14 protein-coding genes are annotated in these 13,583 nt (G+C 52.1%); 2 read left to right on the top strand and 12 right to left on the bottom strand.

Annotated features, from left to right (window positions below; translation table 11 throughout):
* Positions 1–40: 40 nt before the first annotated feature.
* The 12 genes from EPA93_RS13690 to pdxR all read right to left on the bottom strand — a co-directional run bounded on the left by EPA93_RS13690 (position 41) and on the right by pdxR (position 12,400).
* Positions 41–1,105: a baeRF10 domain-containing protein gene (locus EPA93_RS13690; protein WP_129888062.1), complete on the bottom strand. Its 1,065-nt coding sequence runs from the start codon at positions 1,103–1,105 to the stop codon at positions 41–43.
* 244 nt (positions 1,106–1,349) lie between these two features.
* Positions 1,350–2,519 carry a thiolase family protein gene (locus EPA93_RS13695; protein WP_129888063.1) on the bottom strand — a complete coding sequence of 390 codons (1,170 nt, stop codon included), beginning with the start codon at positions 2,517–2,519 and terminating at the stop codon, positions 1,350–1,352.
* A gap of 22 nt (positions 2,520–2,541) precedes the next feature.
* Positions 2,542–3,333 (bottom strand): enoyl-CoA hydratase-related protein, encoded by a 792-nt coding sequence (locus tag EPA93_RS13700; RefSeq protein WP_129888064.1) that lies wholly within the window; start codon positions 3,331–3,333, stop codon positions 2,542–2,544.
* Positions 3,334–3,377: 44 nt separating this feature from the next.
* Positions 3,378–3,797 carry a Zn-ribbon domain-containing OB-fold protein gene (locus EPA93_RS13705; protein ID WP_129888065.1) on the bottom strand — a complete coding sequence of 140 codons (420 nt, stop codon included), beginning with the start codon at positions 3,795–3,797 and terminating at the stop codon, positions 3,378–3,380.
* Between the two features lie 101 nt (positions 3,798–3,898).
* Positions 3,899–6,040, bottom strand: coding sequence for an acetate--CoA ligase family protein (locus tag EPA93_RS13710; protein WP_165423081.1), 2,142 nt, complete (start codon positions 6,038–6,040; stop codon positions 3,899–3,901).
* 68 nt (positions 6,041–6,108) lie between these two features.
* Positions 6,109–7,002 carry a hypothetical protein gene (locus EPA93_RS13715; protein WP_129888067.1) on the bottom strand — a complete coding sequence of 298 codons (894 nt, stop codon included), beginning with the start codon at positions 7,000–7,002 and terminating at the stop codon, positions 6,109–6,111.
* A gap of 270 nt (positions 7,003–7,272) precedes the next feature.
* Positions 7,273–8,298 (bottom strand): NADP-dependent oxidoreductase, encoded by a 1,026-nt coding sequence (locus EPA93_RS13720; protein WP_129888068.1) that lies wholly within the window; start codon positions 8,296–8,298, stop codon positions 7,273–7,275.
* Positions 8,299–8,585: 287 nt separating this feature from the next.
* Positions 8,586–8,840: a hypothetical protein gene (locus EPA93_RS13725; RefSeq protein WP_129888069.1), complete on the bottom strand. Its 255-nt coding sequence runs from the start codon at positions 8,838–8,840 to the stop codon at positions 8,586–8,588.
* A complete protein-coding gene (locus EPA93_RS13730; protein WP_165423082.1) occupies positions 8,828–10,006 on the bottom strand; it encodes an MFS transporter in 1,179 nt (392 codons plus the stop codon). Before EPA93_RS13730 ends, EPA93_RS13725 begins: the two co-directional genes overlap by 13 nt.
* A gap of 261 nt (positions 10,007–10,267) precedes the next feature.
* Positions 10,268–10,501: a TetR-like C-terminal domain-containing protein gene (locus tag EPA93_RS13735; protein WP_129888071.1), complete on the bottom strand. Its 234-nt coding sequence runs from the start codon at positions 10,499–10,501 to the stop codon at positions 10,268–10,270.
* 11 nt (positions 10,502–10,512) lie between these two features.
* Entirely contained in the window at positions 10,513–10,857 is a 345-nt protein-coding gene (locus EPA93_RS13740; RefSeq protein WP_129888072.1) for a TetR/AcrR family transcriptional regulator, read from the bottom strand.
* Between the two features lie 19 nt (positions 10,858–10,876).
* The gene (gene pdxR, locus EPA93_RS13745; RefSeq protein ID WP_129888073.1) at positions 10,877–12,400 is read right to left on the bottom strand and encodes a MocR-like pyridoxine biosynthesis transcription factor PdxR; all 1,524 of its coding nucleotides are present in this window, start codon (positions 12,398–12,400) and stop codon (positions 10,877–10,879) included.
* A 126-nt stretch (positions 12,401–12,526) separates the two neighbouring features.
* Here pdxR and EPA93_RS13750 point away from each other — a divergent pair, with 126 nt between their 5' ends.
* Both EPA93_RS13750 and EPA93_RS13755 read left to right on the top strand, forming a co-directional pair.
* Positions 12,527–12,886 (top strand): nuclear transport factor 2 family protein, encoded by a 360-nt coding sequence (locus EPA93_RS13750; RefSeq protein WP_165423083.1) that lies wholly within the window; start codon positions 12,527–12,529, stop codon positions 12,884–12,886.
* A gap of 81 nt (positions 12,887–12,967) precedes the next feature.
* A complete protein-coding gene (locus EPA93_RS13755; RefSeq protein ID WP_129888075.1) occupies positions 12,968–13,441 on the top strand; it encodes an isochorismatase in 474 nt (157 codons plus the stop codon).
* Positions 13,442–13,583: the final 142 nt, after the last annotated feature.

The raw sequence follows: 13,583 nt of genomic DNA on the forward strand, positions 1-13,583 counted from the left end.
TGGAGGTGGCATAGATCGAGAGTTTGTTATGTGCGGAGCATCAAGCTATCTTGTAGCGCAATAGGGCGCCAACACCTCCCATTTCGCGCAGTGTCTCATGTCCTCTAACCATATCTACGGTTGCCTTGGAAAGCGTTGCCAGGCGCACAAGATCGCTGCGCTCAGTATCATCAAGAGGAGTATCCTCATCTAAAATTACTACCTCGGCCTGTCCATTATTGAGCGCATTATGTGTTTCTTTAAAGCCAATAACACCAAGGCCTTGTTCACGCACAGCCTCTACCAGGCGGTCGGCGAGGGCGTGCGATTCATCCTCTTCGATCTTGACGATAATAGGTTCTACTTCGCCGTGGACGGTATGCCTGGGTGTGCGGATATCCAGGCGCAGGATCTCTTCATGGACGAGCGGCTCTAAATGAGCCGGCAAGGCCCGATGCAGTAATGGAATGGCCACCGCGTCTCCTGCAAGAATGATATGCTGAGCGCCTTCATGCTTGACCAGTTCATCAATGGCCTGCGCGGCTTCGCGCGCAAATTCCTGGCGGCGGTTATCGGCGCGCCGTTGATAGCGCTTCTGATTTATTGAGCCGGCCTTGCGTTTGCCATAGCCAAATGGATCGTCATCGGGTCCGCCTACCTCTTCTAAGAAGCCCCGACGCGTAACAAACAGGCGCGCTGTGTTTGTGTCGACGACAGCTATTACTGTCGTTTCCTGCTCATCTATCAGGCGAGCGAGTTGAAACAGATCGGGTAGGGGCTCTAAGGCGACTTGATTATCAAAAGGTACCCCTGTTTCAATAGTCTCAAAGAGCTGATGGCTGTTGCAAGCAAAAATAGCCAGGCCCTGTAACCATGGCTCGGCATGCTCATCTAGAAAGTGCTGTACACGAGCCGTGTCGAGACGAAAGTCGTCAAGGGCTGGACCGCGTGGAAGAAGCGTCTTCTCGATTTCGCGTAGCCGGTCCTTTAAAAAGATCAGGGAATCGCGCACCGCCGGATTCTCACCTGTCGTGTGTGGCCGCATGTCCAGATAGACACTTAGCACGAAGGAGTTGCCTGCATCAAAATTAGCAAGACGCTGTAAGAGGTCACGTACACTTTGCATGCTTATTCTCCTGTTTGGTATTTGAGACCTGGATACGTTTCTATGATGGTCGGCATACTACCAATGGGTAATTATGCAAGCTTGTTAGTTTGATGCCTCGTACCGTCTCTGCTGGAGACGATCCTGAGCCCACGAGGGACTGCTCCCCAGGCTCAGTTACTAGCCTCGTCCATAGATCCTTCTTCCTATAATCCCTCTTGACACATTGAAAGTAGGGCGACGCCTTGCTTGCCTTGCCGATAGATTAAATCGCGTGCTTACTCAGGATCGTTGTCGAATGGTAGTTAAGGACGCCCCCATTGCCGCTGACCAGAATAAGATCGTTTTTCTCGACCTGGCGTTCTCCCCCTTGCCCACGTGCCTGTATTATGGCCTCTGAGAGAGGCGTGAAGCCCCACATGTAGTAAGCAGAGAGCTCACCCCCGCCAGTATTGGTGGGCAACGCTCCGCCCGGGCCAAGCTTTCCATCAGAGACGAAGGCCCCGCCTTCTCCTTTTTGACAGAAGCCGTAGTCCTCCAGCGTCACCAAAACAGTGTAGGGATAGGAGTCGTAGAGTTCGCAGATATCGATATCCGCGAGCTCGATACCTGCCATGCCGAGAGCCTTTTCTCCTGACTGTTTCGCACCTGTATAGATGCCCGGCTCTCGATCAGTGCGTTGATCGTCGCCAGGTGCTCCCTGTCCCATGCCCAGAACATAGATAGGAGGTTGTTTCAGACTTCTGGCCCGCTCTGCTGAGGTGAGAATGACAGCCACGCCACCATTAGAAACCAGGCAGCAGTCATACAGATGAAAGGGCTCTACTATGTAGCGCGAGCTCAGATAATCCTCAAGCGTTAGCGGCTTGCGCATTTGAGCCCGGGGATTCATCTGCGCCCATTTGCGCTGGGAGATCGCTATTGCGCCCAATTGTTTACTTGTGGTACCAAACAAGTGCATATGCCTCCGCGCCGCCAACGCATAGACGGGATTGGCCCCATAGACGCCATATGCCAGGCGCAAACTCTCCATGCCGGTGATCGGTAGGGCATTGGCCCCGCTGTAAGAGGAACCTGTGCCCTTGCCTTCTTTGAGCGGATTATCGGCATAGACGAGCACTACCACGTTAGCCAGCCCTGCTTCAATCGCCATACTTGCATATTGAATCATCGTCCCGGCTGTAGCCCCATAGGCATTCATGACATTCAGCAACGATAGATCTTCGAAGCCAAGCGACATTTGCAAAAGAGGACTCATTTCCTGAGACAGATTAGCATTGATGAGCAATCCATCAACTTCCTCTTTCTTGAGGCCCACATCGTCAAGGGCCATTTGGATCGCTTCTGCCGCGAAATTGGTGGCGCTGCGCCCATACACCTTACCCATGTCGGTCATACCCAGGCCTACGATTGCGCATTTCCCTTTGATACTCATTCCTGGCTCTCCTTCTTCCTGGCTAGCGGCCTTTCCACTGCGGCTTGCGCTTTTCGGCGAATGCCTTTGGGCCCTCAATAAAGTCCTCTGAAGCAAGCAAACGCTGCAGGCGTGATTGATCGGCCTGCATTGCCTCTTCCACCGACAGCGTTAATCCTGCCAAAACAGCCTCTTTGGTGAGTTGGACGGCAAGCGGCGAACATGCAAGAATGTCGTTAGCCCAGCGTTCAGCCGTTGCCATGAGCTCGGTGGCAGGCACAACTTCGTTGATCAGGCCCATACGATATGCTTCCTCTGCTGTGATCTGCCGGCCGGTGAGCAGCAAGCCCATTGCCTGCTTAAAGGGAATTTGCTGAGGCAGGCGATGGATGCCGCTCGCCCCGGCTATCAAGCCTACACGTGGTTCAGGAAGCGCGAAGCGGGCATGCTCTGCTGCGATAACCAGATCGCAAGCCAGGACGATCTCGAAGCCTCCTCCAACCGTGATGCCATTTACTGCTGCGATGATTGGTTTGGCGCATACGAAGTTGCTGGTAATCCCGCCAAAGCGAACCAGTTCGCCGAACTCGGGCTGTTTTTCACCTCTGGCGGCCGCCTCTGCAGTTGCTTTGAGGTCGTTGCCGGCAGAAAAAGCCCGCTTGCCTGCTCCTGTAATAATCGCAACGCGGGCTTCCTCATCGTGCTTGAAGTCATCGAAGGCTGCGCTCAACTCAGCATTGGCCTCATAATGGAGGGCATTCATTACCTCGGGGCGATCGATCATTACATAGGCAATGTGGCCTTTCTTTTCATAGTGAATATACCTATATCCCATCAGGCATCTTCCTTTCTCTTTTGGGTGAATTAGCTGTTGCACATTTATCTCTCGGCTTTGAAGCTGGGAAGGGTAATCTTGTCGGTGATGGCTTCAAAGGTTACCTCAAGAGGCATTCCGATCTGCAGATCAGCGGATGGGCAATCGACAATATTTGTGATGATGCGCAGCCCTTCTAGCAGGTCCACTTGTGCGATGATGTATGGTACTTCAGTGGCAAAGCCTGGATGATAGATCTGGTGCATCAAGACGAAGGAATAGAGGGTGCCCTTCCCACTTGCCTGCACCCAGTTCACGGCCGGGCGTAAGCAATTATCACAGCGCGACTTGACCGGCCACATCACAGCGCTACATGCTTTACATTGTTGGATCATCAAACGGTGGGCGCGAGCACCAGCGAAAAAAGGTTGTGAGGCCTCATCGGGAATTGGAACTGGCTTCTGATAATAAGTATTCTGTGTCATCTACACTTGTCTTTCTTACTGCCTGATGCCGCCGATGGATGAAGCTGGCGCATCGACAGATAAATGTTTCCATCTCTGTTGGAAGAGATATGTCATGCTAGCTATTTTGCTGCTCCCTGCCAGGTGATTAGCGCATCCAGGGCTTCGATCTGTGAGCCATTCACGCGAAGGGGATTAATTTCTAGCAACTCAAGGTTGGCTTTCAGACTATGGGCAAGAGCTGCCGTACGATAGATCACTTCCACAAGTTTGTCCATCTTGACAGGTTTAGAGCCACGGACCCCGGCGAGCAGCTTCGCTCCCTGCAGCTCTGTAAGCATAGCCCTTACGTCATCGCGAGTAACTGGTAGGATGCGCAGGCTGATATCTTTGAGGGCTTCGACCCAGATACCCCCGATTCCCAGCGTTAGCACTTGCCCCCAGGTGGCATCGCGTATGACACTTACCAGCAGATCAATACCTTCAGCATGGAGAGCGCTGATCAGCACGCCCTCGATATATGCTGCAGGCGTGGCAGCTTTCACATTTGACATCAGCTGTGTGAAAGCTTTGCGTACTTCCTCCTCGCTCTGCAGATCTAACTTCACGCCACCAATATCGCTCTTATGGACGATATCAGGCGAAACAACCTTGAGCACGACAGGAAAACCTATGGCTCGCGCCGCCTCAGCCGCCTGCTCTGCACTGGTAGCCAGTGTTGCTGGAATGACAGGAATGCCATATTTCGCCAGCAACTCCCTGGCCTGATATTCGGACCAACTTCCAAGAGCCTCTATAGTGAGGGAAAGCGGGCTTACAGCCTGCTCAGGTCCCTTTGCTTGCGCAGCCTGGTAGCGCTCCATCCAGGCCATAAGCTTGCCTAGCGCTGGGATCAGCATATGAATGCCCCCTGAGAGAAAGGGAATCCCTGTAAGTTCAAGGAAGGTGCGACCCGAATCCCTTACATCGTTGCTCGTAAGGGGAAGCATGAAAGCGGGAATGGGTGAGCTCTTCAGGGCCTGATCAATGCCTCCCAGAATGTTCATGACAAAACGTGATTGCGGCGTTTCGTCGGCGGGAGGTTCTATCAAGCAAAGTACTGCGTCGAGCTCTGGATCACGAGTTACAGTGCTGAGTATATTGCCCATCAAGTTCTGGTCGTTCAATGCCGCCCCTGTCACATCGAGTGGGTTATTGGCCGGGCCGAGGATTGGCAGCAACGTACGCAGCTCGTTCTTTGTTTGCTCGCTGAAGATGGGCAGCGCAATACCAGCTTCCTCGGCAAGATCAGCCGCCAGATCACAGGCCCCGCCAGAAATAGCCACGATACCCAGGCGGCGGCCAGGGAGCGAGCCGACTTTAGCAAAGGCGTTGGCGGTAAGGATCAGCTCTTCAACTGATTTGACGCGAATAATGCCCAGCTGACGAAACACTGCATCGATCACACGATCGTTGCCGGTTAAGGCTCCAGTATGGGTTAGCGCTACTCTTGCCGTTGCCTCACTGCGCCCGGCTTTCAGTACAACTATGGGCTTGCCGCGTTCAAAAGCCTGGCGCGCTAGCTGAACAAAGCGTGCAGGCTCGCGGATGGTCTCCATAAAGAGGGCTATGACCCTGGTTGTCTCATCTTCGATCGCGTATTGAAGGACGTCGGTTACTGAGATCACTGCCTCATTGCCTGTGCTAATGAGCATACTCAATCCCACGTTCTGGGTATGGGCATAGTTGAGCATTAGCGCACCCAGGGCCCCACTCTGACTAATGAGGGCAATCGAACCTGCAAGGATGGGACGTTCGGGCAGGTTCGCCATAGCCTCGATGCTGTGGGTGATATTGATATAGCCCATGCAATTGGGCCCGATTATAGCCAGATCATGCTGAGCAGCTAACCTGGTGATCTCTTCTTGCAGCGCTTGTCCATGCTCATCTTGCTCAGCAAAGCCTCCGGTGAGGACTATTGCGTTGTGAAGTCCGGCCGCAATCATGTCCTGGATGGTGGGCAGTACTGCCTCGATGCCCACCATGATATAACACAGATCGACGGGCTCTCCGATATCTGTGAGGTGGGCGAATGTGGTCTGGCCATGCACGACCGGATTGCGCGGATTGATGTAATAGATCTTTCCATTAAAGCCACCTTGTATCAAGCCTGCATGAATCATCCAGGACCAGGCTGATTTATCGGAAGCGCCCACTAGAGCAATGCTGCGCGGTTCGAAGAGCGCGCGCAGGCGCTCAGTAGAAAAGACGATGCCACGAGCCATAGAATTATCTCCTTTTGCTGGATGCGAAGATTTTTTCTGCCTCTGCAACCTGAGAACACTGCTATTCATTAATGCCTGCTTCGCAGCAAGAATGTGAGGACAAATAGAAACGCTCCCCCAATGATAAAGAGCGCCATCACCAGAAGCAGTGAGGGATTATCCGCCACATGAGAGCCCCCACTTATGAGCCCATAAAATCCCCCAAAGCAAATGAAAAGGCCGAGCGCTGCCAGACGCATGCGAAATCTACTGAGAGAACGGGACCAGGGATTGGTTGGTCGAGGCTGATTAGCCAGAGGAGGATAAGCCGATTCCATATAGGCTCCGTACGATGGCTGTGGATGATATGGCCCAAAGGACGGTGGATAGGCTTGCCCGGGCGCTATTGGTCCTCCACCTTGCAATAGGGACGATGTTTGGACATACATACTGCCAAATAGCCCGCCAAATGTGCCAGCGAGCAAGGTCACTGCGACAACAAGCGCCACCTGGAAGGCTATTTGTATCGCTATGATTCTTAGAAAAGAAGAGGTAAGTTCTATAGGAGATATTCCATATAGGATCGGTGTAATGAGCGTGGACAAACTAGCGACCAGCGCATAGAGTATATCTGCCACCAAACATGCAGCCAGGACTGATCCGATCTTTCCTGTCTTCCTGGCTATGAATAGACCCGTGCAGAAAGCCACTACACCAGTAATCAAGAGATCGACCAGGCTTACAGGGAAGCGAGCTATGAAAATCCAGCCAAAGCTGGTTGGCGGTAGATGGAACACTGAAAAGATTAATAGTTGAAGCAAGGGAGCACTTGCTTGAAGCGCTCCAGCAAGCAGAGCCGCTTTAAAAATCCCCACCGGCTTAGTGAAGACGCCAGGATAAGCTAGCGGCGCCTGTGGAGATAAGAAGGCAGGATTATAGGGATCGGGTGGCGGCGGTGGTTGATTTGATGAATAGTAGGCCATATGCAAAATTGTGCGTTATGTCTATTCCCTTTCTTCAGATAAAGGGAAAGCACCGCATCTCCTTTTTATAAGCTAGCTGTAGACCAATTTGACAGAGGATTTACCCACGATACATCAAGCTCTGGCAGCATACGCCGGTCAAGCTGAAGGCCGGCGTGTGAAGATGATAGCAGCCAGAAAGCGTGAAGTCCTGGTCTTCTGTCGAACGTATACGTTGGATACACACATATTGGGTATCCGCTGAGGCGATAAAATGCCGATGTGCACTGTTCAGGTCAATTTGACAAGCTGTTTGCCAAAGTTCTCACCTTTCAACATACCGATAAAGGCTCCTGGCGCTTGCTCAATGCCGTTGACGATGCTCTCACGATAAGTGAGCTTCTTCGCAAGTATCAGTTGTTCTAGCTCGCTCTGCGCTTGCGGCCAGAGCTTGAGACTGTCCGGATCTCCCACATTGAAGCCCTGAAGCTTTATCCGCCAAGTCAGCAGCGCCCCGAAATTTCGGAAACCTTGTGGAGCTATCTCGTTATACTCAGAGACAAGGCCACAGAGAGCGATGCGGGCGAGGGGATTGAGGCGCAATGCCACGGCTTCAAGCACTTCGCCGCCAACATTTTCAAAGTCAATATCGATGCCAACTGGGGTGGCCCTTGCCAGGTCCTCAGCCAGATGGCCGGCCTTATAATCGACACAGGCATCAAAGCCTAGCTCGTTAACCACATAGTCGCATTTGGCTTTTCCACCAGCTATCCCAACCACGCGGCATCCCCTGATCCTGGCTAACTGGCCAGCGACGCTGCCCACTGCCCCTGACGCAGCCGATACCACCAGCGTTTCTCCCGCTTTAGGCTGGCTAATGGAGACTAGTCCGATCCAGGCCGTCACGCCAGGCATACCCAGAACACCCAGATAAAGCGAAGGTGCTATTCCTGCTTTGGGATGAAGCTTTCTGATATTTCGGCCAAGAGCATCTTGTCCTGTGGAGATGCTATATTGTTGCCAACCTAGATACCCGGACACCAGATCGTTCTCTTGAAAATTAGGATGCCTGCTGGCTTCTACCACACCAACGATTCCACCACGCATGACCTGCTCTAATTCAACCTTTGCTTGATAAGATTTTGCGTCGTTCATCGTTCCACGCATATATGGATCAAGCGAAAGATAGAGATGTTTGACAAGTACCTCTCCATTGCGTAGGGCTGGCAGCTCAGTCTCTACAAGGCGGAAATCGCTTTCTTGTACCCATCCCTGTGGCCGACGTACTAGCAGCACTTGTATATTCTTTTTGCTCATTGTTCCTCGTTTCGCTCCAAAAAGTATGTAAAGGAAACACTATTCGTGAGTTTAGTGGCGAAAAATTAATATAGTGTGATATGGATTGAGGATATATAATCGGATATCACACTATAGCGCCATTATAAAGTGCTGCCCTGGCTTTCCTCAAGAGAAAAAGCAAATTTTTTGAGCGAAAAGGAAGAAGGCAGACAAATATCTTTATTTTGTTATTTACCAGACAAATAAGCGCTTAATGAACAGATCTAGCTTTTGCCTTGACAGCTGTATTCCATGGCCCGCTTTACCTACTTCCGCAAAGCTTGAATTGTGAATAAAAGACCGATACTGCAGACTGTGATCACAAGCATCGAGCAGACGAAAGCCGATAAAAGCTTTCCACTGCTCAGCGCCACACTGGAAAACAGCAGACCAATCAGCGCTACACCTAATGCCCCTGCAACCTGCGATGCAGTCGTGTAGATCCCGGAGGCGCTCCCAGCGTCTTCAGGCGAAACCCCCTCAAGCGTTTTGTCCATCAATGGCGCACTCAGTGAACCCATGCCGATTCCTGAGAGAAAGAGCGCCACAAGCAAGGGGGCATACCCAATCGAGGAACAAAAAACTGCGCGCTGAGCAGCACTGAGAGATTGCCAAGAAGCACCAGCGCGCCGGCAACTAACAAGCAATGCTTGCCCAGATAACGACTGGCAAGTGGGCTCAGGCTGGAGGCCAGGATATAGGAGGCGCTCGTTGCCAGAAAGACAAGGCCCGCTTGCAGTGGTGTGAACTGTAAGATTGTTTGCAGATAGAAGGTCAGGAGAAATGTTACGGCGTCAGCAAGCGCACTATCAAGTATAATGGTCAAAATGCCAGAAGGAAAGTAGCGCTGTCTGAAAAGCGAGAACGAGACCAGAGGCAATTTGCCTGAACGCGTCATGCGGTTCTCATAAGCGATAAAGGCAATCAAGCATGGCACAGATAGCAGCAGACAAAGCACGACCTGGAGCGACCAACCGATTTCTCCTCCCAGCACAAGCGGGAAGACAAGGAGGAAGAGAGAAAGCGAGAGTAGCGTAACGCCCCCGTGATCCAAATTGCGCGCGCCGGGCAAGCGAGATTCGCGGAGCAACGGCAAAGCACAAAGCAAAGCTGCAATGCCGATGGGCACGTTGACCAGGAAGATGCTGCGCCAGCCTAGATTGAAGAGATTGGCCTCCAGGAGAAAGCCACCAAAGACCTGCCCCAGGACAGAAGCCAGACCCGCGATAGCTGCATAGCTGCCAAAGGCGATTGGGCGCTCAGCTGTAGCGAAACTGACTTGAATAAAAGCAATTACTTGAGGAGTCATCAATGCAGCAGCTACGCCCTGGACAATGCGAAATATGATAAGCAGCCAGGCGGTAGGAGCCAGGCCACAAAGAGCAGAGAAGAGCGTGAAACTGGCCACACCAAGCACAAATAAGCGCTTGCGTCCATAGAGGTCACCAAGCCTACCCCCAGTAACGAGTAACACAGCGTAGGCCAGGGTGTAACCAGCAATAACAAGTTGCACCTCAGCAAAGCTCGCGTGCAATTGCTGCTCAATTGAAGGCGCTGCAATATTGACAATAAAGCCGTCAAGTACCCCCATCAAGGTAGCACATTGAACCACAGCAAGCATCAGCCAACGCCGAGGATCAGGTTGCCTCTCTAGCAGCGGAGCCGAAGATGTCGTCTGGACTTCCAAAAAAAATTCTCCTTTGTCCCACGAAGCAATGCTACCGGCTATAAGGTGGAGGCATAACGAATGCATGAGGCAAGCGACTAGAATCTCCCAGTACCCGCGAACAGGAGCACGCTCTATTATGAGAAATATCTCTTGTTTTCTATATAAAGTTTATTTTAGCATGCCGGACTCTTACAAGAAGCATGTTTTCCACAGACTCTCGTGCCGGATAGGAAAGCGCGCGAGCATGAAAGAGAGGCTTTTCTGCTCTCAAATTTTCAGCTACACAGCTACATCCAATACATCATTGACCCCAGGCGATATCAAACGCCAGAAGAGGTCACCTACCTCCTCTGCCGAAGGCGAGAGATGATGATCCAGCCACCACATCACCAATCCCAGCAGTGAGCCGGAGACATGCGCGGCAAGCATATCGAGGTCGGTTGCGCCTCTCTTCCCAGTGTTCAGCGGAAGCAGGACATTGCGCCGGATAGCTTCAGCGAGATACTGCCTCATTAGCATCACCACTAGCGGATGCCCCCCCTTCCCAGCAATACGCGATACAATCTGTAGTGTTGGGCTATGTGCTGGAACACAAGGATGATGAGCGTGCGATATGTGCATAGCTCTTCAGTGCCTGCTTCTATCTCCTGCCTCAATTCTTTGACCAGGCGTTGCACACTGGCGGCTAGCAACTCCTCCTTATCGCGGTAGTGCATATAGAAGGTTGTGCGTCCAATGTTGGCTTTAACTGTGATATCCTGCACCGTAATAATCTCGTATCCACGTTCCACAATCAGGGCCAGCAAGGCGTCGCTGAGCAACTGGCGAGTTCGCTGGATACGCCTATCAATTCTTGGCTGCTCAATCATAATTTCTCCAGGATGTTTGCTATGAATGCTCGCCGGGGCGCTTTTCTGGGTGATAGGCCTGTGAGATACAGACGCTTATAATCGAGGCGAGTTGTCTGCCAGTCTGCTCAATCTCATGCACTTCCAGCCCGCCATAGCCGAGAACCAACCCCTGGAGAGCAGAACTGCCGAGATAATATTGGGACAGAGGGGTAACGAGTATGCCATGCTTCAGGCTTTTTTGAACAAGCTGATGCGCATCAACATCTCCCCCGAAGGTGATGCACATATGTAAACCGGCTTCCAAGCCAAGGAAGGATGCATCAGGTTTTAGCGATGCAAGAGCTTGTGCCAGAACAAAACGTTTCTCTGCATACAGGCGACGCATTCGGCTAATGTGCTGCTCGAAAAATCCCTCTTTCATAAAGGCTGCCAGGGCGAGTTGTAAAGGAACGCTTGTGTGATAGTCACTCAGGCACTTAAGACGTTCAAGGCGATCGCGCAGAGGAGGCGGAGCGAGCACATATCCTACCCGTAGGCATGGCGAAATCACTTTGGAGAATGTCCCAACATAGACGACCCTTCCAGCTTTATCAAGGCTGGCTAAGGAAGGTAATGGCGGTGCATCGTAACGAAACTCGCTATCATAATCATCTTCCACAATGAGGGCATCGTTACGGGTGGCCCACTCAAGGAGGGCGAGCCGACGTGAGAGCGAGAGACGAACCCCAAGGGGAAACTGATGGGAAGGAGTAACATAGACGAGCAGCGGCCCGCTCGGACCTTCCGGCAACATGTCGACACGCATTCCGTCTGTATCGACGGGTATTGGCATGATACGAGCGCCGTGGCTCTCAAATGCTTGACGCGCCAATAGATATCCAGGCTCTTCGAAGGCAACTGTGGCTCCTGAGAGAAGGGTTGCCTGGGCAATGAGGTGAATGGCTTGTAAGGCTCCACAACTCACCAGAACGTCCTCCCAGGGCCGAAAGAGCCCGCGGGTCCGTCCAAGGTATTCAGCTATAGCTACCCTTAGTTCCGGTTCGCCTGCTACCACGCTATAATCATCTGGCAGAGGCTGACGGAGCGCTGAGCCCCAGGCTTTGCGCCAGAGGGCCTGCGGAAACGCGGCCGTAGAGGGCTGGCACACACGGAACTCGCGCAAGGGAGATTGTGGCGGCGTCACCAATGGTTCGGGAATGGCGTGAAGCCAACGCGCATTCTCGGGGTAAGAAGGTGACGCAGTGCCGTGAAATGGGAGCTTGATGCCTTTATTAACGAATGTTCCTGAGCCAATCTTGCCAATCACATAGTCTTCGGAGATGAGTTGTTCGAGCGCTTTTATCACAGTATTACGATTGACCTGCAATTCAGCGGCCAGGCGCCTTGAGGATGGTAAACGCATGCCAGGACGTAACCTTCCACTTACAATGGCCTCGCGCAAGGACAGCACAAGTTGTTGCTCAAGCGAAACTTTGCCGCCACGCTGAAGTTGTGGCAGGAAATCCACGGCGGGCCGGGGCATGCGCCGTGTAGAATGTCTATCTTTAGAGGGCGTAGTCATTGTGATACCATCCAAGTGGTCTAGTTAAATGCTAACAAAATGGAACTGTTCAATCATCCATTTTTAGCTTATCATATATGTGTGAGGAAAACAAGGAAGCGTAAGAATAGCTTGAGGAGAAAATACATGACGGAAGAACGTTTGCAAGCATTTGCTGAGGCCTGGGCACGTCATGATGTTGACATGTTGATGACCTTCTTAACTGAAGACTGTATCTATGAAGCATCGGTTGGCCCTGAACCTGGGAAGACATATAAGGGTCGAGAAGCGGTGCGGCAAGGTATGCTAGACATGCTCGCGTATGATGGTCAGGGCGAGTCTCGCGGTGGCCCAATAGATATCTTTGGGGAGAAGGGAGTTGCGCAATGGTCATATGTCTGGACTGAGCCCGATGGGCGCGTAATTGAATTGCGTGGGTGTGATATTTACGAATTCCGTGGAGACAAAATTTCGCGCAAGAATGCATTTCGCAAAGCCTTTCAGTAAAGGTATGTGGGAGGGAGATGGTTGTGGGTGGCTAGCGCATTCTCAAGAAGCCATTTTTTATCTATAGAAAGGAAACCTTTAATGATGCTTCAAAATGAGCAAGCGTACAAGCCACGCCCTGCACGTTTTCTTGAACTGTGGGAATGGCAAGGGTGGCGCGTAAAGATCTATGGGCTGGCTGCACAAGCTGAATATCCTTCGGCAGCCTTAGTGCAAGCAGCCAAGAAGATTGCCGAGCGCCAGCTTCCACTGCCCGCGGTTGCTGAAGATCGCTATGGTATTGCCTTTATGATTGTTCACGAAGGGACTGAGGGGGATTATGTGTTAGTGGATTGGTGGACCGCTGGTGGTATCGTGCAGCATCATCTGTACGGGGCTATGAAAGGGCATAATGGTCAACTTGAGTATCACTGGCCAGCGGGCGCAGGATTTTGCATCTGGGAACTGGCAGTCTGCTGGTTTGAGCGAGAAGCCTGGGTAGAGGCGGTTCTCAGCAAGCCCCAGGAGCCGGATCTTGCGGCATACTTCATGAAAAGGCTCAATGCTGATGTCTAGCTGCGTGTGTTTGCGGCGCTGCATGTGTGCAATGTTAACCAGGCAAGCTAGCGGCGCGAGCTAGAAATGTGCATATAGCGGTGAGCCTCAACGAGGCAGGGAGATTGCGATTGATTCCAAGCGCGCTATATTTTCTCCCTGC

The sequence above is a fragment of the Ktedonosporobacter rubrisoli genome (genome assembly GCF_004208415.1).
Taxonomy (GTDB): Bacteria; Chloroflexota; Ktedonobacteria; order Ktedonobacterales; family Ktedonobacteraceae; genus Ktedonosporobacter; species Ktedonosporobacter rubrisoli.